This window comes from Campylobacter portucalensis, from assembly GCF_009690845.1.
Lineage (GTDB): Bacteria > Campylobacterota > Campylobacteria > Campylobacterales > Campylobacteraceae > Campylobacter_B > Campylobacter_B portucalensis.
In genome coordinates, this window is record NZ_VWSJ01000034.1 from 17,725 (window position 1) to 41,157 (window position 23,433).

The window sequence follows — 23,433 nt, forward strand, 5'->3', positions numbered from 1 at the left end:
GTTTTTTTTAATATTTTGATAAAATTATCCAAAAAAGGCTAAATATGAATGAATTTTTAGATCAGATTTGGGGTATTGAAAGGCTTTATATAAAAAATTTAGACACGATTAAACTAAATCCGCAATGCGCTGCCATTATTTTATCTTGCAATGCTAAAAATTACGACAGATTCATAACTCTTGCAAATTTTAAAAATATAGTAAATGATATATCTATTTTTGGTGTTCAAAATTTACAAATTTCAGTAATAAATGGAATAAAAAATCTTGAAATTTCTAAATTTGAAACCCTTGGATATCTTAAAATTTTAAATGATGAAAGAATAATTGATAAAGATTTTTACGAAATTATTTATAAATTTTTAGATAATTTAGAACTTGTTGATAGCGAGATAATTTTTGATAAACGAAGAAGAAGTAGTAAATTTAAAATAGAACTAGATAATTTAAATTTAGTGGCTGATGAGTTGATAAAATTTGATAGTAGCATTAAATTTTTAAAAGAAGATGTGCTAAATAATAAATTTACAATCTCTATTACGGGTGTTATAAATTCTGGCAAATCGAGTATGTTAAATGCTATTTTAAATAGAGAAATTTTAGGCACTTCAAACATACCAGAAACTGCAAATTTAACTGTTTTATCATATGGAGATGAAGAAAAAGCAGAAGTTTATTATGAAGATGGCGCTTTTGAAGATATAAAATTATTTGATGTGCAAAAATTTAGTTCCGCAAAATTTGAGATTTCAGATAGTGTAAAATATATAAATTTAAAACTAAATAATTATTTGCTTAAAGAAAATATTATTATTGTTGATACTCCAGGTCTTGATGATGATGTTTTTAAACGAGAAGAGCTAACTATGAATTTTATGAAAAATAGCGATGCGATTATTCACTTAATGAATGTTTCTCAAAGCCTTACAAACAAAGATATAAAATTTATTAAAAATATTATTAAAAATACAAAAAATAGCACCTTTATTATAGCCTTAACTCACTCTGATAGCATTAGCAAAAGCGATTTGATAGAGGTTTTAAACTATACTAAAAAAAATATAAATGCTTTTTTGGATGATGTAAGCTTTTTTGCTATAGATAGTGTTAGTAAAAATGGAATCAATGAACTTGTAAATTTTATATTTGAAAATTTTTTTGGAAATGAGAGTAAAAAGGCTAATTTGATCATCCAAAACTATAAAAAAGCCCTGAATTTAGCTATATTAGATAAAATTCAAAACATAAAAACAAATCTTTCAAATTTAAATAAGAGTATAGTTGAGTTAAATTCTCAAAATATAAATTTAGAAAATGAGATTAAATCTATAAATTTAAAGCATAAAAATATAAAAAATGATTTTGATTTAGCTTTAAAAAGCTTAGATTATAGCGATTTAAAATTTGATATATCTTTTAAAAGCGGACTTATTATTATAAAAGATAGAATAATTTCTGATTTAAAATATAATAAAATTTATAATAAAAACACTGATTTAGATAGAATTTATTTTATGTTTGAAAATGGTTTTAAAGATTTAATGAGTGATGTTTTGAGAGATTTTTCATATAGAATTTTTAAAGATATAAAAAATACAGCCCTAAATTTAAATATAAAATTAGATGATGAGTATAATTTTGATGTTAGAAATTTTTTGCAAGATTTTACTTTTAAATTTGATGATATAAAAATTTCATTAAAAGAAGTTGTAAATTTAGATCCTTTAAGCGCTAATAAAATTTTAGAAGATAAATTTAATGATTTTATCAATAAACTTGATTTAAAAGAGATTTTAAACAAACTTTTTATTGAAAATACGAAAAAATTTAAACAAACAATTGAACAAAAATTTCAAATTTTAGAAAATGAGTTAAAAGAAAAACAAATTCTTTTGCAAAACATAGCTTTATCAAAAAATTCTCAAAATCAAGATGAATTTTTAAAAATAAATCAATTTAAAGATGATTTAAGATCTTTAGAAATCTTGCAACAAAGGATAAATTAGTGCTAGATGAGTTTATAAAAGAGTATAAAGAGAAATTTTTAAAAGAGTATAGGAGTTGTTTTTGGGGTAGGGTTGATAGAGTGTGTTCTATCTTGCTTGATCCAAAAAATCACGCTAGTTTTTATTTAAAAAATAGATTAAAACATTTAATGGGTTTTGAAAATAAGCCTCTTGAAATCGCTGTTGTTGGACAGTTTAGTAGCGGAAAATCTACTTTTTTAAATTCACTTTTTAAATCAAATTTATTACCAACAGGCGTAGTGCCAGTAACTGCAAAGGTTATAAAAATAAAATATTGTTCTTTTGAGATGATAAAAATAAAACATCTCAATGGTCTAGAAGAGATTTTAGAAATCACAAATTTATCGAATTTTGTGGATCAAAGATTAAATTTAAAAAGCATTCAATCTATAGAAATATATGCTAATATCGATATTTTAAAAAAATTTACCTTTTTAGATACTCCTGGTTTAAACTCTATAAATATAAATGATACAAATGAAGCTATTGCAATTTTAAATGATGCTTGTTCTATTGTTTGGATTAGTTTGATAGATAATGCAGCAAGAAGCAGTGAAAAGGATGGGCTAAATTTAGTTTCTAAAAGCGTTTTAAATAATTCAATTTGTCTTTTGAGTCAAAAAGATAGATTGAGTAATGCTGAGATAGATAGGGTTTTGGAGTATTCAAAAGATGTTTTTAAGGACTATTTTAAAAATATAGTAGCAATTTCTTCAAAAGAAGAAAATATGGGCTTAAAAAATAGCGGTTTTGATGAGTTTATAAATTTTTTAGATAAAATTTATATCAACAAAAATGAAATTATAAAAGATAAATTTATCCAAATCATCAATTTATTGAAAGATGAAAGAGAATTTTATATAAAATTTTATAATGATTTAATGAAAATTATAGAGTTTAATTTAGAAAAAATATTAAATAATTTAGATGATAATCTAAAAATATACTTATATGAATTTGAGAAAATTTATGCAAATATTAAAGAAATTTCAAACTCATTTAGCACTATTTTTGAAAATTCTATAAAAATAGAAAAGGGGTATTTTTTAGTTCAAAAAAAAGGTTTTTTAAATAAAAATTCATATGAAAAAGTCGTGTATGAATTTCCAAATTTTAATAAAGACTTTGCTTTTTCAAAAATGATATACAATAATGATGGTCTGATTTTTAGAAGATTAAAATCAAAATCTATAAAATTAAGGGATGAAATTTTAAGTAATTTAAATTTAAACTACAATATTTTAATGGATGAAATTTTGCTGTTTAAAGCTAAATTTGAAACATATCAAAAGAAAAGTCAAATCCATTCTACAACACAAACATCTAAAATTCAAAAACTTGCAAGCGAAGTTTATGAGTTTATCTTAAAAGACTATGAAAATAAATTTCAAAAAATCTCGCAAAAAATTATGTTGTTTTTTGAGAAAGTTGATATAAAAATAATTTCTAATTATGAAAATTCCATCTTATTAACAGGGCATTATGTATCAGATAGAATTTTAAACTCAATCAATGCTTACAAAAGCGATCCATTAACATTTTCGATTTTTTATCCAAATTTTAATGATTTTAATGAAAATTTGCTTAAAAATTTACATTATTATGAATTTGAAGATGATTTTTTAGCTGAAAAATCATTTATAAAAAAATGCATTATTGAGCTAAAAGAACAACTAAATATCAATCTTCAAAAAAATAGAAATTTCCTTATAAATCACATTGATAAACACAAGGAAATTTTAAAAGAACTAGACTTTTGTATTGGTATTATCAACAATGAATCCATATGAATGAATTGTAGCTACAAATAGCGTAACTATTGCAGGTCCAAGTATAATGCCCCAAAATCCAAAAGTAGAAAGTCCTGCAAGCATAGAGAAAAATATAATTAATTCATTTATATTTGCTGGTTTATCTACGAGTTTTGAATTTATAAATTTAATGATAAAAGGTTTTATGAAATTATCAGCTATGGTAGAGATTATAATAATAGAGTATAAAAATATCACGATACTATTATTTATGTTGTGGTTAGCGATTTCATATATGCTAATTGGTACATAAACCAAAGCTCCACCAACGATTGGAATCATTGAAGCAAAAGCATATAAAATTCCAAGTAAAAATCCATTATAATCAAAAAATATTATCATAGAGCCAAATAAAAACCCTTGCAAAACAGCATTTAATATAGTGGAGTATAAAACAACACTCATTGTATTTCCGACTTCACCAAATATATAGTTAAATAAAGAATTTTCTATAGGCAGGGATGATTTTGCAAAATTAATCAACGGCTTTCCATATAAATTTGAAAAGAAATAAAACACCAAAATTAAACCCAAATCAACAATAAAATTTGCACTTGATTTACCTACACTCGATGCATAACTCATACATTGTTTTATAGTGTCATTTATATCAATTGAGGTTATAAAATCTTTTATTTTTGGTTCTAAAAATTCAATCGCAGAAGGTAGTTTAAAATCGTAATTTTTTATATAATCTAATATTTGTGTTATATAAGATATATCAAAATTAGATATATATTTTGCTAGTTGAATTACTGCATATATAAAAGGTATCAAAAACAACAAAAATACCGTTAGGGTTGTCAAAATAGCACTAATAGTTTCTTTATTGTTTGTGAGTTTTAGGAATTTTATATTTATGTTGGCTGTTGAAACTGCTAGCAAAATACCTATTGATATGGTTAGTAAAAATGGACTAAAAAGATAAATAAGCCATCCAAAAACAAATAAAATAAATGATATAAAAAAGTATTTACTAGTTTTCATCAAATAGTCCTTTTTGATATGAAATTTTAAGAGTATCATATGTTTTATATGTAGCGATCCTGCCTTTTGCTGTTCTTTGAATATAGCCATTTGCAAGTAAATAAGGCTCTATAACATCTTCAATAGTGCCTTCATCTTCACTAAGTGCAGCTGAAATAGTATTTAAACCAAGAGGACGTCCGTTTTGTTCGGTTAAAATTTCTAAATATCTTAAATCCATTTCATCAAAACCAAGCTCATTTACTCCGAGTTCATTTAGTGAAATTTCTGCTCTTTGTTGCGAAATTTCACTCTCATTATTTACATCAGCATAATCTCTTATTCTTTTTAGGAGTCTAAGAGCAATTCTAGGAGTTCCTCTGCTTCTTTTAGCAATTTGTAAGGCGGCGTTTTTTGTGGATGATTTGTTTATTTTTAGGCTAGCTTTTTGTAGAATTTGAGATAGTTCATCAGGTGTATAAAATTGTAGTCTAAACGAAATTCCAAATCTATCCCTAAGCGGTGCAGAGATCATACCTGCTCTTGTTGTGGCACCAATTAGAGTAAATTTAGGAATGTCTATTTTTATAGTTTGTGCAGCTGGTCCAGAGCCTATAATTATATCAAGTCTAAAATCCTCCATCGCTGAATATAAAATTTCTTCAATAGCGGAACTTAAGCGATGAATTTCATCTATAAAAAGCACATCGCCAGCTTCTAAATTTGTTAAAATGGCTGCTAAATCCCCACTTTTTTCAATCATAGGAGCTGAAGTAATTTTTATATTTGATTCCATTTGTGTTGCTATAATGTGTGCAAGTGTTGTTTTGCCAAGTCCAGGCGGTCCATAAAACAAAGTATGATCTAGTGGTTCATTTCTCATTTTGGCAGCTTGGATGAAAACTTTTAAATTTTGCTTTATTTTTTCTTGTCCTATATAGTCATCAAAATTTGAAGGTCTTAAACTTATTTCATACTCATTTTCAAAGCTGATTTTTTCTATTTCAACTATTCTATCCATAATTATTTCTCTTTTAAGCCTTTTTCTAGCATAATTTTTCTAAGTTCAGTTTCAAATTCACACCCTTTTTTATATTCTAAATCACACCCTTTTTGAAAATACTTTAAAGCACTATCAAAATTTATATCAACACCTAAACCATTAAAATATAATGTTCCTAAATTTGAGCAAGCTTCGCCTTCATTTAGTTCACACGCTTTTTTATAAAATTCAAATGCTTTTGCGTGATTTTGCTTTACCCCATCTCCATTTTCATATTGATAAGCAAGTTGAGAACAAGAAAAAGCATTATTTAACTCACACCCTTTTTGAAAATATTTAAAAGCCTCTATAAAATTTAAATCGACCCCATCACCCCTAAAATATAAAACGCCTAAATTTGAACATCCAAGCCCATCACCTAACTCACACCCTTTTTTGTATAGCTCTATAGCTTTTTGCTTATCTACTTTAAAACCAAGACCATTATCGTAAAAATAGCCTAAATTTGTACATCCCTTAGCATTATTGTTTTTGCATAAATTTTCATAAATTTCTTTTGATTTGTCGTATTTTTTATCTTCAAAAGCACTAAATGCTTCATTAAAATAATCTCTTTTTGATGAATTTTCATCTTTTTTCATCGAATTTGCATTGCTAAAAATAATAATCAAGCTTAAAAATATTAATTTTTTCATAAAAATCCTTTTTGAAATTTGAAGCCATATTTTACCAAATTTTCTTGAAAAATAGTAAAATTTGACTTTTTTTTTGAAAAACAGTAAAATACCGCCTATATTTTTTTGGGGGTGACTTGGCTTCGACAGGAGTGGAGTGATCACAGTGGCATGTCGCTTTGAACAAAGCGTTAAAAGTTCAAATTAAAATTAAACGCAAATAACGTTAAATTTGCTCCTGCTTACGCAAAAGTAGCGTAAGTTCAGTTGAGCCTTGCTAAGTGCTGATACTATTTAGGTGCTTGTGCGAGTCATTTTTAATAGTGTAGTTTAGGTGTTTGACGAGCATTTAGATGAAATTTTAGTCTTAGTCTAAAAGTATGGTTTTGGAAAGTGAGCCTTTTTAGATGAATTTTTCACTTTTGCTAAACATGTAGAGGCTTTGAAATTTTGCTTTTGGACTGCGGTTCGACACCGCACACCTCCACCAAAAGTATTAATCTTATATATTGAAAATCTAAAAAAATCTCTTTAAGCTCCTTAGAAAAGGTTATTTTAAAGCTTTTAAAAAATGTTGATTGCTTCATAAAAATCTCATACTATTTCTAAAATTTTAGAAATAGTATAAAAATAGCTAAAATGATACTTTATAAAGTAAAAGAGTTGCAGTTATGAACAAAGAAAAATAAAGCATTAAAACTAATATATTATGATAATAGTTCTTAAGGTAGAGCATAAAAACATAATGATAGCAATAATAGAACTTTTGGTATGTGCATAAATGCTAGATATATTTAATAAGATTGGAAATGCAAACGTAAAATATTTTAACTGATAGTTAAATGTTATAAGTAAAGTTATTAATATTTTTTTCAAATGTAACAGTTTGAAAGCGTGGCGATCTTAGCTAAGTAAAATTAGAAATTCTTTTAAATAAATATTAAGACGGAATTTTAGATAAATATGAGTAGGATTTTAGAGATTTTAAGTGGATGTATCTTGATGAGATAAAATAGTTTTTTGTTTTATTGAGTCAATTAAAATTTAATATTTTTTCATTATATGCAAACAACTTCTTACTCTACTAAAACCAACATAAGAATTTAAAATATCATCACTGCTTAAATCAATACAAATTATGATATCATTTTCTAATCCTTTAAAATCCTTAATCGTTGAAAAGCCTATTTTTCTATCTTGCTTGCAACCAAAATCATCTAAAACGGTAATTAAATTTTTATATTTTTGTGATAAATCTTTAACCATTGAATCAAAATATAAATTTGGTGATAAGATAGTAATATCGCCTAAAAATATATTTTTTGATATTAAATTTTCTATTAAATCTTCTAAATTTTTTAATAGAACTATCCATAATTACAACTTCCATTCCATCACCAATTTCACTGTTTCTAACATCTGCTTTTAGGTTATTTTGTATAAATGATAGAATTGGAACACCTCTATCATTTCCTTTAATAAAAATTCTATCTAAACATAAATTTGAGTATGAACAACTCACCTCTGAAGTTAGCACACAAGCATGACAAGCCGCCATATTTAACCACGCCACGCCTTGACCGGTTTGTTCGCTACAAACTGGATCCATAGAACACCAAAGAGCTCTTTGAAGTGCTTTATTTAGTAGTTTTATAAAATTTTCAGGTTTTGCGTTTTGCTCTATACCACCAAGAGTGCCTATCTCATCTGCAACTGAAGTGTATATTAATATACCAGCCATATTGTTTATTTTAGAACTATAAATTCTCTCTTTTAATGATGCTTCTGGGTAACCCGAGTTTATAACTAACTCTTTTATTATAAGATGTGATAAGGTATGAAGTAGTAAAAATCTAGGTTCAATTACTACATTTTCAAAAGCGGAGTTATGGCTATCATTTATTCTTTTTTTAAATTCACTTGTTCTATTTTTTATAGTGCTATTTTCTTCCCAAATTTTTAAAAATCTCTCATCTAAACTAAAAAATATCCCCTCACCAAATAACTCAATAGCAGGTAGGTATTTAGAACTTCCATCAATATCTGGCTTTACTAAATTTTCTTTAATATCAGCTTCTATCCTATAAAATCCATTAAAAATTACAATCTCTCTTAGTTTTTTTACGGATACTAAATTTGATACTATCTTTACTAAAAATTTAGCATCTTCTATGTCTGATAATTTTTTAAAATCATCTGTATAGTGTTTTGTAACAAAATCTTCACTATCGTCCATATCATCAAATTTAGTAGTTAAAGCTTTATATTCTTCTTTTAATAGGTCTAGTTTTGTAAAGTCCTTGCCATAATCTGGATAGCCATTTTTTATATCGTTTATAGCATTTATTAACTCATCTTTTGTGCATTTAAATTTATGCATATATATTTCAGGTCTAAATTTAATTTTATTAATTATTAATTTTTTATAAAGCTCTTCATTGTTTAAAATCATCTCTCTTAGGTCGTTTTTGCTAATTCTAGATTCTGGTGGTATTACAAGTGCTGCTGTTTTTTTAGGTATGTAAATTCTAGAATCATTTATAGATAAAATTTGTGCTTTTTGCTTATCATCTAATTTTTTACTTTGAGAAATCCAGGGCTGAATTTTGCTAAAATATTTAGGAAAATAACTATCTATTTTGCCACTTGAGCCACATTTTTTACAAGTTATAGTAGGTGTTTGTTCGTGATTATTAAATTTAAGATAAGCGTTTTGTAAATCACGTTTGCAATTTCCATCATTATTTTGATGTGCAACATTATGCCATAAAACATCGTCCATATAGCCATTTGAACTAACTTGACAATGTGGAATTTGTTCTAAATTACCACCGCATTTGCATTTTAATTCTTGGTTATCTTTAAAAGGATTTTGATATATTAGCCCACATTTTTTACAAAAACAAGATTTTGGAAAGATGGTAGATTGCAAATAAGTTCCAATTAATTCTCCTTTGTTGTTAATATCTCCAGTTGGTGGAAAAATTAGCTTTTTATTTATACCTAAACTGTCTCTTATTCTTTTTGTATGTTTTATCTCTAAATCATCTGAAATTATCCAAGATTTTATATCTTTTAAAGTTGTAAAAAATTTGTTATTATCTCTTATTATAGAGCCTATACCAGCGTATGAAAGTAAGTGTGAAAATCTTCTTTTCATATAGTCATTATTCATCAAGACTCCTTTTTCATAGTTCTTATAAGTGCATTTTTTTCTACATTTCTCATAGATCTAAGTGTTTTCCAAAGTCCTTTTTTAGGATCATCATCAAAACCTCTTAGTAAATTTAGGCTTGAGTTATATGTATTTGAGTAGCAAAGTTTATAGTTTAAAGAGAGTGCTTCTTTTTGTTTTTCTTGCCACATTAAAATTAGCTCATCAATGTGTTTTTGGGTATTAATTATTTGACTATCACTAGTTCTAGCAATTCTTTTTATGAAAGTTTTAATAATATCTTTTACTAAATCGTCATCAAAATTAATATCTTTTGGTGCATCATTTGGTGTAAATTTAGAATTTGAGTGTCTTATACAAAAAATTAAAGCCGCATGTAAAGCCCTATCTCTTGCTTGTTTAGTAAATGGTGTTATGCTAGTTGGCTCAACAAAAGTGTAAAAATTACTATGATAACTAATAAAATTTTCATAAAAAGAGATATTTCTAGCTTCAGTTTTATGATAATTTGTAAAAACAATTCCTGGAGTTGAAGCTCTACCAACTCTACTGCTTGCTTGGATATATTCAGCTGTAGTTCCAGGCTGACCATTGATAATCATAAGTCCTATTTTAAATTTGAGATGGAATTTAGCATCCTTTTTGCAGTAATTTTTTGTTTATTTACTATATTTTTAGCAGTTTTTTTATCGTTTTCTAAATTAGCTTTTTGGCTTTGATTTTCTATCCATTCTATATAATTTTTTACAAAATTATTTAAACCTATAAAGCTATTTTCATCTAAATTTTTAAGATTTTTAAATTTTAAAATTTCATTATTACCATAGTTACTTGCACTACTTACTGGAATTTCAAATTTAGGTAAAAAATCAGCTTTTAGTTCAATTATATTATTTTTATGAAATTTCCAAGAAGCAGCCCAGCCATGCCCTACAGCATAAATTTCATTATCTTGATATCTTAGCTTTAACTCTTTTTCTTCATCATCTAAAAAAATATCATCATTGTTTGGATAGTTTCCTATTTTGTCACTATCTAAAAAGCATTTTAACTCAACCTCAAATAAACTTAATCTATTTTGATCAAAAGTAAGAGTTTTTATATCGCTATCAAATAGTTTTTGTTGATTTATAATAGTTATGGTAAAAATATATCCATTTTTTATTTTTCTAGGTAGAATTTCTATACTTGCCTTATTGTTAAAAATGTTATATCTTGTTTTTTCTTTACTAAATTTATAGTTTATATACTCGCCATCTGTTGAAAAATAACTTTTTTCCCATCTAGTTGTTTTAAATCTACCAAACTCATCTCTTAAATCTTTAGTATAATAAGCTGCTTTAAAGTAAATATCAAAATCAAGTGATTCTTCACTACTAAAAAATGAAAATCCAACACTAGATGGTGGTATATAATATCTTGTTTTTTTATCTTTTTTGTCGCTTGCATCTTCATCTGTTTCATCTTCTTCTAAATCTTTAAAGTTATCTAATAACTCATATTTTTCTCTTTCAGTGATGGGAAACAAAAACCCTGTAAAATATCTATCTAGTGGATTTATATTTAATATAATATCATTACCGCAACCAGTTAATTCTTTTTCTATAAAATTTACAAACTCTTCTCTTTTTTGTGAAATTTCTATCATTTCTTGACTTTTTTATAAATTTGATTTCCCGTCATTTGCACTATTTGAACCATAGCAATTAAAATTATAACCGTATAAAGCATAATGTCGCCTCTAAATCTTTGAAAGCCATATCTTATAGCAACATCTCCAAGACCGCCACCACCTAAAGTTCCTGCCATAGCTGAAAAGCCAATAACTACGATGATAGTTAGAGTTAAAACATTAATTAGCGATGGAACCGCTTCAACTAACATAACTCTAAAGATAATTTGAGTTTTACTAGCTCCAAAGCTTTTTGCCGCTTCAATCACCCCTTTATCAACTTCAATCAAGGCATTTTCTATAAGTCTAGCCATAAAAGGAGCCGTACCAATGGTAAGTGGAACGATAGCAGCGTCTGTGCCAATGCTAGTTCCAATAATTAGCCTAACAAAAGGGAAAAGCACGATTATAAGCACGATAAAAGGAAAACTTCTAAAAACATTAATGATAAAATCAAGTACATTATAAATAGGTCTGTTTTCCAACAAGCCATCTTTTCTGGTAAAAACTAAAATAATTGCTAAAAATAAGCCTAAAATAGCAGCAAAAACAGTAGAAGTTATAGTCATATAAAGAGTTTCCCAAGCAGCAACTAATAGTATATCTATTAATATTTTATATGATTTGTTTCCTAAAATTTCTTTTAAACTAACCGCCCAGCCATCAAAAAGCGTCCTAAAAAAAGGAGTTTGTTTAAAAAATATCTTGTCAATACTTTCAAAAATATTTTCACCCATAAAAAAAGGATAGATAAAAAATAGCCCTAAAATTAAAGTTAAAAATATAATTTTTTTCATAATAGCTCCTTATTAAAATTTATTTATTACTTCCCATAAAACGCCAGTTTTTTTGAGATAATTTACTACTTTTCATTTATCAAAATTTAATAAATTTAATAACCTTTTTTATTTAATTTAGCGTATTCCTCACAACCTATTTGAAGCCCTAAATCGCAAGCTCTACCAAAATACTCTTTTGCTTTAATATGATCTTGTTTAACACCTTCACCAAGGTTATACAAAAAACCAATAGCAACACAATTATTGGCATTTTTACCATCACAAGCTAATTTTAAATATTTAAAAGCCTCTTTATAATCTTGTCTTATGCCTTGACCATTGCCATATAAAAATCCAAGTTTACCGCAACCAAAAGCATCTTTACCATCGCAAGCTAATTTTAAATATTTAAAAGCCTCTTTATAATCTTGTCTAACACCTTCGCCATAGTAGTATAAATCCCCAAGACCAGTGCAACCAAAAGCCTCTCCACCATCACAAGCTAATTTTAAATATTTAAAAGCCTCTTTATAATTTTGTCTAACACCTTCGCCATAGTAGTATAAATCCCCAAGCCCAGTGCAACCAAAAGCCTCTCCACCATCACAAGCTAATTTATAGTATTTAAAAGCTTTTTGGTAATTAGCAGTTTCGTAAGCCTTGCGTGCAATATCAAAATCATCTCCAAAGCTAAAACCTACCACTAAAAGCATACCTAAAGCTATCTTTTTCATCATCATATCTCCAAATTTTATTTTTTCACAATTTCCCATAAAACGCCAGTTTTTTTGAGATAATTTACTACTTTTTCTTTATCTTTTGGATCTATGTTTATAACTAAATGTCCTAAAACTAGGTCGCTTAATTGCTCAATCTTACCCCAAACTATATTAAAATTAATATCCAAATTTCTTGCCATCTGAGTTATAACGCACTCAAAAGCAACATCTTTTGGAAAATAAATAGCTATATTAATACCATCTTTTGGAACTATCATCTTTTCGCCTAAAAATTCACGCATATTTTCATCGGGTTTTAAGAAAAGTTCGTGAATTTCGCCTTGATTTGTTATAATGCCTTTGCTTAAAAGAACGGCTTTATTTGCTATAGTTTTTACAACATCCATCTCATGAGTAACTAAAACTATAGTAATGCCAAATTCTTTATTTATGCGTTTTAGAAGTTCTAAAATTTGATTTGTTATATTTGGATCAAGGGCTGAAGTAGCTTCGTCTGAAAGTAAAATTTTAGGATTTAAAGCTAACGCTCTAGCAATTGCAACGCGTTGTTTTTGTCCGCCTGAAAGCTCGCTTGGATAGCTGTATTTTTTATCGATTAAGCCAACTATTTCTAAAAGTTCATCTACTCTTTTTTGAGTATGATTTTTATCATATCCCCAAAAATTTAGTGGCATTGCAACATTATCAAATACATTTTTTCTACTCATTAATGCAAAATGTTGAAATATCATACCTATATTTTTTCTAAGCTCTCTTAAATCTTTACCTTTTAGATTTTTAATTTCAACGCCATTTACTTTTAAGCTTCCATCTTGATAATTTTCAAGTCCGTTAATTAGGCGAAGTAGGGTGCTTTTGCCAGCACCGCTATGTCCAACTAGACCAAAAATTTCACCTTGATTTATGGTAAAGTTAATATCTTTTAAAACTTCTACCTCTTTATATTTTTTACTTAAATTTTTAACTTCTATCATTATAGCTCTTGATTAAAATTTAGAATTTACTTAATAATAGCGTTAAAGATTTTATCTTGTGCTTTGCTTAGTTTCTCTACCGCGTCGCAGTTATTTAAATCATATCTTTTTGATATATTTTTGATATCTTCATACGCTATAAAAGTTTCATTGTTTTTATTATAAATTAGAAATTTTAAAGGTAGCTCAAGAGAAATTCTTGTATCACACTGCATAAGCAAAGTGCCTGCTTTTGGGTTGCCAAATATCACAACAGTAGCACCGTCCATCTTAAGTCCGACATCTTTAGCTAGTTTTGAATGTTTTATTACATTAAAAACAGTAAGATTGTTTTCTTTTAAGATATTTTCTAATTTTAAAGTAGCTTCATCTAAACTAAAATTTACCTTTTTTTCTTTTAGTATGTTTTCTGCTCCAAAAACACTAATAGCTGAAAATAAGAATGTGAAAATAACTTTTTTCATAATTTTTCCTTAAATTTGATTTTTAAATGTTTATTATACACAAAATATTTCTATTTTATAGTAAATTTAAATTATACTCATTATTCTTTAAAGATAAAATAAACAGCTAGTATTAAAAAAATAAAACCAATTAGATGATTTAACCTAAAAGTTTCATTTTTAAAAACCAAAAGTGTAAAAATGCTAAACACACTTAAAGTTATAACTTCTTGTAAAACCTTTAATTGCCAAATGTTAAATGCCCCGCCATTTTCTACAAATCCATAGCGATTTGCTGGAACTTGGAAGCAGTATTCAAAAAACGCTATCCCCCAGCTAATTACGATTATCCAGATTAAACTAAGAGAACTAAAAGCAGGAATTTTACTAAATTTCAAATGCCCATACCAAGCAAGTGTCATAAAAATATTTGACATAATTAAAAGCATAATTGTGTAGTGTGGTTTCATTTATTACCTTGGATAATGTAATTTAAAATCTCTAAACAGTCGTACTTATGAGCTTTGCTTAAAAGTCCAAATATCTTAAAAATTTTTATAAAAATTAAGATATTGTTGTTATTTATCTCTAAATATCCACTTTCCTTACTATTTATTTTTCTACCTATAAAACTAAAATTACCGTTTTTATCTTTGATGCTTGCCAAACTTATACAAAAATAAAGCATAGGTATTGTGCCAACTGCTCTTTGCTTTTCACGAACAATAATTTCACAAAGCAAATCATCGTTTTGAAATTTGCTAATTAGAAGTGGGTAGCTAACTTTTGATTTTAAAAATTCAATATTATTTATAGTTTCTGGCACAAAATGAGAACGAGTAATTGATTCTTTTTCATCTATAAAAATTTTGTTATCTCCAATTTCATTTTTTAAATTTTCTAAAATTTCAAATGATATAAGACTATTTTCTAGCCCAAATTTTAAAAATTCACTTAATTCATAAATTTGTTTATTTTTACCATTTGCACCGATAAAATGAATATTTTCGCCTTTTTCTATAACTCTATCATAACCTATTTGCCATTCTATATAATGTTTTGGAGTTATAATAGTTTTAGTTGGAGCAATAGGTACTCCATAATCATTAAAGGCAAGTCTTTCTTTTATTCTAATTTTGCCTGTTATTTTAGTGAGTGGAAATTCATAAATTAAATTTGGCATATATGTCCTTTAAACAGATCTTTAAAGTAATTTTCTATGATTTGTTTTCTTTTTAGTTCTAAAAATTCATCTGATATTTTTAAAAATTCACTATTGTTTATAAAAATATCTAAATTTCCAAAATAATATGGAAGCTTATTAGCATATTGTTTAAAATGATGAATATAGCAGTAATATTTCAGATTTTCTTTAAAGATTTTAATGGAATTTGAGTTTTGTTTTTTTTGAAAAGTTTGATTTCTTTTTAAAGCATTTATGTCTCTTAAAGTGTGAAAATACGCAACAGCTTCTCTTTTATCGTTTGGATTTGGATACTTTCTAACATAATTTGTTATAAAATCAAAGTCATTTAGCCTAAATTTATGTTTTTCTAAGGTTTTAAACTCAAAATTTTTAATAAAATCATAAGTCATTGCGTGATTATCTTTTTTATATAGTGCGATAATTATGGGGAAAAATGTGCTTGAATTTGGTGTAAAGATTTCACTGCTTATAACTAAGCCGTCAATTAAAGTATAATTTTCTCTAAATTTAGCCAAAGCATTGAAATTTGTTTCTTTTATAAGATATGAAAGTGGGTGCAAAACGCAAACAAATTCTGGCTTTAAAACTGCATAAGAGCGTAAAAATGAAATTCCTAAATCTCTAAAAGCTAAATCTTTATCTACTTCAAAAAGTGATTTTTTTATGCTATTTCTAATAATTGAAGTTTTATCATTGTATGGGGGATTGCCTATTATTATTAGTTTTTGATTAATGCTAATTTGAAATTTATTTCTGCTAACATTTTTAAGTGAATTTGTGTGAAGTGTGGGAATTTTAAAAGGCACTTTTGATAACGCAATCTCATCAATATCAGCTCCTAAATAATTTATATCATCGTAAATAAAAAAATCTCCATATCCGCAGCTACTATCAAAAAGCAAAAATTCTTTTAAATTTAGCCTAGACTCAAGCAAATCATAAGCTTTTCTAACGATAAATTTAGGAGTGTAGAAACTTCCTAAATTTATGGTATGAAAACTATTTAAATGAGATTGAACATTCATTGCAATCCTTGTATAATCTGTGCAATAAAAATATTAAAAATTACCTTTATTAATAAAATAATAAATAAAAAATTTACTGATAAAAGTGCAATCAATATGGAGAATAATATCATATTAACAGAATAAATTTTCAAAGAATATGTTAATAAAAATAGTATTGATAACATAATAGTTATTAAGGCTGTATAGATAGAGTTCTTAAAATAAGCACTTAATGTATGAATAAGTCTTTTAGTTTTTATTTCTACATCTTCTTCTTTTAAATTATGCATATATTTTGATGAAAACAATATTGATATACTGGTAAAGTAAAAACCTAAAATTATGGCAAGAAATGTTATTATATTTGAAACTAATTCTTCAAAAATATGACTAAAATCATAAAATTTAAAAGCAAATAAAGAAATAATAAAAAATATTAAAAATACTGAAATTATTAGCATTATATGATTATTTCTCATTTAATCGCTCTAAAATAATATTTTTTATTGTATCTGGATCAAACATTCCATTTTCATCTTTTTCTATATTTATGGATATTTTTTTTATAAAAGTATCCAAATTAAAAATTTTTTCCATATTTTTATCATCTTTTCCAACACAAATTACTCTATCGATTTCACCGTTTTCTTTTTTATTTTTTAAAATTAAAAGTGTATCTTTTAATTTTTCTAAAATAAAATTATTTCCTTTATATTTTGCTTCGATACTAAACGATATAGGCATATTATACCCACAAACATCAGCAACTTCACCAAAAATATCATTATTAAATAAAGTTCGATTTGTTGAAGTAAATTTTATGCTACTTATGCTATTTATTTCATTTGCAAAAGATTCTGGTTCAATATAGTATTTATTTATAGAAAATTCTTGATTAAAATGTGCTTTCAAAAAATTTGATAAGAATGTATTTTTTCTATAGTCCGAAATATATAATACAGCATTCTTTGGATAATAAACACAAAAGAGCTGATTTTTTAATTCTAGCTCTTCTTGTGTACGTGGATTTGGTCTATCTTCTTGTGTTGTTATATCAAAGACGCTATCTGTATATGGTGTTTTATTGCCAAATTTAGCATATATCCACAAAATATCATCTTTTATCTCACATTCTAATCTATAAGTAGTATTTTCATATTCATAACTATATTTACTTTTTATACCATTAAACATATCAAGTGTAGGAATTTGTGAATTATTGGCAATTAAATTACACTCACTAAATGTTAAAGTACTTTTTAATCTCATTATATAACCTCTAAACTTTTTAACTCACTTAAAACCTTGCTGAGCTGATTTTGTGCATTTTCTAGCCCTGTTTTATTTGTTTCTATGACTGAAGCTGGGGCATTTGCTATAAATTTTTCGTTTCCAAGCATATTTTCTAGCTTTGCAATCTCTTTTTCAAGTTTGGTTTTTTGAGCATTAAGTCGCCTTACAAACTCACTCGTATCAACGCCACTTAGCGGCACAAATGTGCTTAAATTCTCGCTTACATCAGTAATAGAATTTTCTATCTTAGAATCTGTAAATTTAACATCTTCGCATTTTGATAAAAGTTTTATAAATTTTATAGCGTCATTTAAATCAATATTGCTACTTAACTTTACATAAGCAAGTGGAATTTTTGAATTTCCTAAATCAATCACAGCTTTTGCACGGCGAATTGAAATAACAGCTTCTATTAAAATACTAAAAAGTTTTTCTATCTCTTCATCATTTTTTGAAATTTTAGGATAGTTTGAGAGCATTATGGATTTAGAATTTTCTAAATTTGAACCACTTAATTCGTGGTATAAATACTCGCTTAAAAACGGCATAAATGGGCTAAGTAGCTTCATAGCTTCTTTAAAAATCGCTCCAAGTTCGCCAACGCTTTCTTTTTCAGCCTTACTTAACTCAATGCCCCAGTCGCAAAACTCATCCCATAAAAATTTATAAATAGTATTTGCTGCGTCGTTAAATCTATACTCATCAAGATTTTTTCTAGTTTCATTAACACAAGTTTGAAACTTATAAAGCATATAAAGCCCAAGCTTTGTTTTAATTTCTAAATTTTCTAAATCATCAAATTTATTTTCATTTAAAAGCAGGTATTTATGAGCGTTATAAAGCTTATTTGTAAAATTTCTAACTTGAATGAGTTTTTCTTCACTTAGTCTAATATCTCGTCCTTGTATGCATAAAAGCGCTAAAGTAAAACGCAAAATATCGGCACTATACTCATCAATTTTTACTAAAGGATCGATCACATTTCCTTTGCTTTTACTCATCTTTGAGCCATCAGCAGCCTTAACAAGGGCGTGAAGATAGATGTCTTTAAAAGGCAGCTTTTTTAGGGCATTTTCACTTTGAAACATCATCCTTGCAACCCAGAAAAATAAAATATCAAATCCAGTTATAAGCATAGTATTTGGATAAAACTCATCTAAATCACTAAGGGACCATTTTTCATCTTTGTAAGCTTCATTATTTCCCCAACCAAGAGTTGAAAAAGGCCAAAGCCCACTACTAAACCAAGTATCAAGCACATCAGGGTCTTGATGAAAATTTAAACTAGAACATTTTGGACAAGATTTGGGATTATCATCTTCGCTAGCCCACTCATTACCACACTCATTGCAGTAAAATACAGGAATTTGATGTCCCCACCAAAGTTGCCTTGAAATACACCAATCTTTTAACTCTCTCATCCACGCATTAAAGCTATTTATCCAGTGAGATGGATAAAATTTAGCTTCGCCACTATTTACAGCTTTTATGGCGTCATTTGCAATCTCTTTTTTTACAAACCACTGCTTTGAAATATATGGCTCAACCACATTTCCACAGCGGTAGCAGTATCCAACTTGATTGTTATAATCTTCTATTTTTTCAATATTTCCAAGATTTTGAAGCTTTTCTACTACCTTATCTCTTGCTTTGAGTCGCTCTAGTCCTTTAAATTCTCCACACTCATCATTTAAAATTCCATTTTCATCAAAGATGGTTATAAATTCCAAATTATGGCGATTTCCAACTTCATAGTCATTTTGATCATGAGCTGGAGTTACCTTAACAATACCTGTTCCAAAGCTCATATCAACATATTCATCAGCAATTATTTCAATTTCGCGGTTTATGATAGGTAAAATTACTTTTTTGCCAATTAAATCTTTATATCTTTCATCAGCTGGATTTACCATCACAGCAGTATCGCCAAAGAAAGTTTCAGGGCGAGTCGTTGCAACGACTATATAAGTACTCGTCTCGCACGCCATTTTTGAAAAATTCTCATTTGAGTTGAACTGTGAAGCACTATTAGTGCATCTTATTTGTTCTTCGCTCGAATTTTCCAAATTTAACGCCTTATTATTATCTGGTAAATTAACAAAATCAGATAGATAATATCTTAAATGATAAAGCTTTCCAGCGTTTTCTTTATGCTCAACCTCAATATCACTTAAAGCTCCATCGTGAGTACACCAATTTACCATATAATTACCACGAACAATCAGTCCAGCATTATATAAATTCACAAAAGCTTTTTTTACGGCATTTTTAAGACCTTCATCCATAGTAAATCTAAGCCTTGACCAAGCAGGAGTTATGCCAAGCTTTCTCATCTGCTTTATTATGGTATCGCCACTTTCTTCTTTCCATTTCCAAACTTCATCTAAAAATTTCTCCCTACCAAGGCTTTCTTTAGTTATGCCACGCTCTAAAAGACGCTTTTCGACAACATTTTGAGTAGCGATTCCTGCGTGATCAAGTCCTGGTTGATAAAGAGTTTTAAAACCATCCATTCTTTTGTATCTTGTCATAATATCTTGAAGTGTAAAAGTTAGCGCATGTCCGATATGAAGTACCCCTGTAACATTTGGTGGTGGCATCATTATACAAAATGTTTTATTGTTTTGTTTAGATTGGTTGCTGTTTATTTCAAAATATCCACGTTTTTCACAAATTTCATAGTATTTTTCTTCAATCTCTTTTGGGTTATAAAAATCTTTACTCACTTAAATTCCTTAAATAAAAATGGGCAGATTATAGCTAAATTTAGCTTTTAATTTTATAAAAACTCAAAATAAGGCTATTCCTACAAAATTTTACCTTTATAAATTTTTAGACAAAAAAGCAAAGAATAAAATAAATTTATTATAATTATAATTATTATTTAATTTTTATTAAAGTAAAATAAAGCTACAATAATATTAAATTTAATTTATAAAGGATATGAATGCCAAGAAATAAAAATTTAGTTTATCTATTTTGTGTAATTACTGCAAATTTAGCTGCAAATGAAAACTCTATAAACTTAGATGAGGTTGTTGTAACAGCTTCTGGTTTTTCCAAAACTTTACAATACGCTCCTGCTAGCATAGATATAGTCTCAAAAGATGTTATTGAAAAAAGATCATTTTCTAACATATATAATGTCCTTGATGATATATCTGGTGTAAGTATAGAAGGGGGAGGGAGTAGAAAGCTAGATAATAGCTCTGTTTATATCAGAGGGCTCTCGGGCGATTATACTCTTTTTATGTCTGATGGAAAACCACAAGGTTCAAATGATGCTTACTATAATGGTTTTGGGGTAGGAATGGAGGCAAATTGGCTTCCACCTGCTGGTATGATAGAGAGAATTGAAGTTATAAAAGGTCCAATGAGTTCACTTTATGGATCAGAAGCGATGGGCGGAGTTATTAATGTTATAACCAAGAAAGTTCCTAATAAATTTACAGGAAGTATTGGAAGCGAGATTACTTTGCAAGAAGATAAAAAAAGTGGAAATTATACAAATAATAGATTTTATTTAGGCACACCAATTCTTAAAGATAAGATTGGATTTATAGTTTATGGTTCAACTTTTAATCGAATTGAGGATAAATTTAGTGGCGGTTTTAGGCAAAAAGATAAATACGATATAAACTCAAAATTAAATTTTGTTATTACAGATGGTAGTAATTTAGAACTATTTGTCGGTTATGCTAAAACAAAAAATATAGGAACAAAAAATAAAACCGGTGATACTTTTTTAGAAAATGATAGAAGACAACTCTCTATAACTCACGATCACAATTGGGCAGATGGTGCAAATACAACAAGTTTTATAAGTCATGAAAATGTCCATATAGATAATGGCAAAACCACTAAATCAGCATATAAAAAGACCATTTATAATACAAAAACTCTTTTGCCATTCAGTAAGCATATTTTGACTTTTGGGGTTGATTTTAAAAAAGAAGAAACAAAACATGCAAAAGCTAGATTTCACGGCTCAAACAATAATACAAATTTAAAGAGGTGGCAAGGCGCTTTGTTTGTTGAGGATGAATTTAATATAGCGGATGATTTAATTTTTACTTTTGGTCTTAGATATGATAAAAATGAGCATTATGGAAGCGAATTTATACCTAGATTTTATGCGATATATAATCCAAATGATTATTTAACTATAAAAGGAGGGGTAGGTAAGGGCTATAAATCACCTAGCTTAAAGCAATCAGATCCAAAAATAGGCGAACAAAGCGGTGGTGGAAAGGCTCAAAAAATGGGTATAGGCAGTATAGATATAGGAAATTATGATCTAAAACCTGAATCAAGTATTAATTATGAATTATCTATGCTTTTAAAATTTAGTCAATTTGAAGCACAAACGACTATTTTTTACACAAATTTTAAAGATAAAATTGATAAAACTACTAACTGTGATAGTGGTGCAAAGAAAAAAGGAGATCTTCTAAAATGTCTATATAATGGCAAAAATTACAATAGAATTCATCAATATATCAATGTAGATGAAGCAAATATTAGAGGTCTGGAATTAGATTTATCATACAAATTTGACAAATTTAAAGCAAGTGCAAATTATACATACTCAAAAAGTGAACTTAAAACTGGAAAATATAAAGGTCAGCCGTTTTTTAACACACCAAAACATATGGCAAATTTAAAGCTTGATTATAATTATAATAGAAATTTAAATTTATGGACAAAAATTAAATACAAAGGCTCTACAAGAGAAAAAAATGGAAAAATGGTTAAGTCATATATTATTTCAGATATGGGAGTAAGCTATGGTATAAATGATAATTTTACAATTTTTGGAGGCATTTATAATGTTTTTGATAAGAGTTTAACTAATGAAGAATATGGTAAGAGCTTGGATGGAAGAAGATATAGCGTAGGTTTTGAAGCTAAATTTTAGAAAACTATAAGTTAAAATGGCTAGTTTATGCAAATTTATAGTATGTAAATTTTGATAAAATTAGCCAATGACTTGTAGTGAATTTATGAAAATCTATACTAGATGATAAAAAATTATATTTATCATTTTTAATTTTAAATTATCTTTTGGCTTATATAATTTTTAAACCAAACAAAATAAACCCAATTTCAATATATTTAATAAATTATTTTACTATTTAACACAACACCAAAACTCGCACTCTTAAATATAAAAATTTCTTCTCTTCATTCCTCTAAATTTAGTCATTTTAATCTTACAATCCCTAAAATTTATAAATTTATTTTTAAGATCACTGTGTGTAAAGAAGAAGTAAAGAGAAAGTTTTACTATATTAGTTAAAGTATTTTATTAAATTTAACAATTAAATTTACCACGACCCTTTTTTATGTAAAATAAAAATATGTTTCTATAAAACAACTTTTATCTATTTTACTTCTTAGTTTTACTCTTTTTTAACATTAATTTTTATTTATTTAAAGATTATTTAGTAACCATTATGACTTTAAATCAAAAAATTTCTTATGAATTTAAGAGATATCTATTTTAATCTTTTTGATAAAATTGGTATTTAATTGGCAATTAATCACATTATGAAATCATAACAAAATACGATATTTATCAATACTAAATTCATAAAAAATTTTAAATATCTTTACAAAAAATCCACTTTATCCAACCCCTAAATAAAACAGAATAAATTTC

19 protein-coding genes and 1 other RNA gene are annotated in these 23,433 nt (G+C 26.9%); 4 read left to right on the forward strand and 16 right to left on the reverse strand.

Features of this window, described 5'->3' with window-relative positions; genetic code table 11:
* Nucleotides 1-44: 44 nt before the first annotated feature.
* Entirely contained in the window at nt 45-2,006 is a 1,962-nt protein-coding gene (locus F1B92_RS07730; RefSeq protein ID WP_154571272.1) for a dynamin family protein, read from the forward strand.
* Nucleotides 2,006-3,817, forward strand: a complete 1,812-nt coding sequence (locus F1B92_RS07735) for a dynamin family protein (RefSeq protein WP_154571273.1) — start codon at nt 2,006-2,008, stop codon at nt 3,815-3,817. Before F1B92_RS07730 ends, F1B92_RS07735 begins: the two co-directional genes overlap by 1 nt.
* Here the strand turns inward: F1B92_RS07735 and F1B92_RS07740 are convergent.
* The 3 genes from F1B92_RS07740 to F1B92_RS07750 are packed head-to-tail and all read right to left on the reverse strand — an operon-like array spanning nt 3,776 to nt 6,502.
* Nucleotides 3,776-4,825 carry an AI-2E family transporter gene (locus F1B92_RS07740; protein WP_154571274.1) on the reverse strand — a complete coding sequence of 350 codons (1,050 nt, stop codon included), beginning with the start codon at nt 4,823-4,825 and terminating at the stop codon, nt 3,776-3,778. The genes F1B92_RS07735 and F1B92_RS07740 overlap by 42 nt on opposite strands.
* A complete protein-coding gene (gene ruvB, locus F1B92_RS07745; protein ID WP_154571275.1) occupies nt 4,815-5,825 on the reverse strand; it encodes a Holliday junction branch migration DNA helicase RuvB in 1,011 nt (336 codons plus the stop codon). Before ruvB ends, F1B92_RS07740 begins: the two co-directional genes overlap by 11 nt.
* A 2-nt stretch (nt 5,826-5,827) precedes the next feature.
* Entirely contained in the window at nt 5,828-6,502 is a 675-nt protein-coding gene (locus F1B92_RS07750; RefSeq protein ID WP_154571276.1) for a tetratricopeptide repeat protein, read from the reverse strand.
* Nucleotides 6,503-6,609: 107 nt separating this feature from the next.
* Here F1B92_RS07750 and ssrA point away from each other — a divergent pair.
* Nucleotides 6,610-6,971: a transfer-messenger RNA gene (gene ssrA, locus F1B92_RS07755) on the forward strand.
* Between the two features lie 554 nt (nt 6,972-7,525).
* Here ssrA and F1B92_RS07760 read toward each other — a convergent pair.
* From F1B92_RS07760 to F1B92_RS07820, 13 genes are all read right to left on the reverse strand, one after another.
* Entirely contained in the window at nt 7,526-7,747 is a 222-nt protein-coding gene (locus F1B92_RS07760) for a hypothetical protein (RefSeq protein WP_154571277.1), read from the reverse strand.
* A 4-nt stretch (nt 7,748-7,751) separates the two neighbouring features.
* Nucleotides 7,752-9,656, reverse strand: coding sequence for a DUF1998 domain-containing protein (gene drmB / locus F1B92_RS07765; RefSeq protein ID WP_154571278.1), 1,905 nt, complete (start codon nt 9,654-9,656; stop codon nt 7,752-7,754).
* Nucleotides 9,656-10,258: a hypothetical protein gene (locus F1B92_RS07770; protein ID WP_154571279.1), complete on the reverse strand. Its 603-nt coding sequence runs from the start codon at nt 10,256-10,258 to the stop codon at nt 9,656-9,658. Before F1B92_RS07770 ends, drmB begins: the two co-directional genes overlap by 1 nt.
* Before the next feature lie 5 nt (nt 10,259-10,263).
* Nucleotides 10,264-11,304 carry a hypothetical protein gene (locus tag F1B92_RS07775; RefSeq protein WP_154571280.1) on the reverse strand — a complete coding sequence of 347 codons (1,041 nt, stop codon included), beginning with the start codon at nt 11,302-11,304 and terminating at the stop codon, nt 10,264-10,266.
* The gene (locus tag F1B92_RS07780) at nt 11,301-12,125 is read right to left on the reverse strand and encodes a methionine ABC transporter permease (RefSeq protein WP_154571281.1); all 825 of its coding nucleotides are present in this window, start codon (nt 12,123-12,125) and stop codon (nt 11,301-11,303) included. The genes F1B92_RS07775 and F1B92_RS07780 overlap by 4 nt, the downstream gene beginning before the upstream one ends.
* Nucleotides 12,126-12,220: 95 nt before the next feature.
* Nucleotides 12,221-12,880 (reverse strand): tetratricopeptide repeat protein, encoded by a 660-nt coding sequence (locus F1B92_RS07785; RefSeq protein ID WP_229770977.1) that lies wholly within the window; start codon nt 12,878-12,880, stop codon nt 12,221-12,223.
* Nucleotides 12,859-13,821 carry a methionine ABC transporter ATP-binding protein gene (locus F1B92_RS07790; RefSeq protein WP_154571282.1) on the reverse strand — a complete coding sequence of 321 codons (963 nt, stop codon included), beginning with the start codon at nt 13,819-13,821 and terminating at the stop codon, nt 12,859-12,861. The genes F1B92_RS07785 and F1B92_RS07790 overlap by 22 nt, the downstream gene beginning before the upstream one ends.
* Before the next feature lie 26 nt (nt 13,822-13,847).
* Entirely contained in the window at nt 13,848-14,285 is a 438-nt protein-coding gene (locus F1B92_RS07795; protein ID WP_154571283.1) for a DUF302 domain-containing protein, read from the reverse strand.
* An 80-nt stretch (nt 14,286-14,365) separates the two neighbouring features.
* A complete protein-coding gene (locus F1B92_RS07800) occupies nt 14,366-14,734 on the reverse strand; it encodes a DMT family protein (RefSeq protein ID WP_154571284.1) in 369 nt (122 codons plus the stop codon).
* Nucleotides 14,731-15,447 carry a R.Pab1 family restriction endonuclease gene (locus F1B92_RS07805; protein WP_154571285.1) on the reverse strand — a complete coding sequence of 239 codons (717 nt, stop codon included), beginning with the start codon at nt 15,445-15,447 and terminating at the stop codon, nt 14,731-14,733. The genes F1B92_RS07800 and F1B92_RS07805 overlap by 4 nt, the downstream gene beginning before the upstream one ends.
* The gene (locus tag F1B92_RS07810) at nt 15,435-16,460 is read right to left on the reverse strand and encodes a DNA methyltransferase family protein (RefSeq protein ID WP_326833133.1); all 1,026 of its coding nucleotides are present in this window, start codon (nt 16,458-16,460) and stop codon (nt 15,435-15,437) included. Before F1B92_RS07810 ends, F1B92_RS07805 begins: the two co-directional genes overlap by 13 nt.
* A 486-nt stretch (nt 16,461-16,946) precedes the next feature.
* Nucleotides 16,947-17,747, reverse strand: a complete 801-nt coding sequence (locus tag F1B92_RS07815) for a hypothetical protein (RefSeq protein WP_154571287.1) — start codon at nt 17,745-17,747, stop codon at nt 16,947-16,949.
* On the reverse strand, nt 17,747-20,497 hold the full coding sequence (locus F1B92_RS07820) for a valine--tRNA ligase (protein WP_326833131.1): 2,751 nt from the start codon (nt 20,495-20,497) through the stop codon (nt 17,747-17,749). The genes F1B92_RS07815 and F1B92_RS07820 overlap by 1 nt, the downstream gene beginning before the upstream one ends.
* 221 nt (nt 20,498-20,718) lie before the next feature.
* On the opposite strand from F1B92_RS07820, the gene F1B92_RS07825 reads away from it, so the two are divergent.
* Nucleotides 20,719-22,689, forward strand: coding sequence for a TonB-dependent receptor domain-containing protein (locus F1B92_RS07825; protein WP_154571288.1), 1,971 nt, complete (start codon nt 20,719-20,721; stop codon nt 22,687-22,689).
* Nucleotides 22,690-23,433 lie beyond the last annotated feature (744 nt).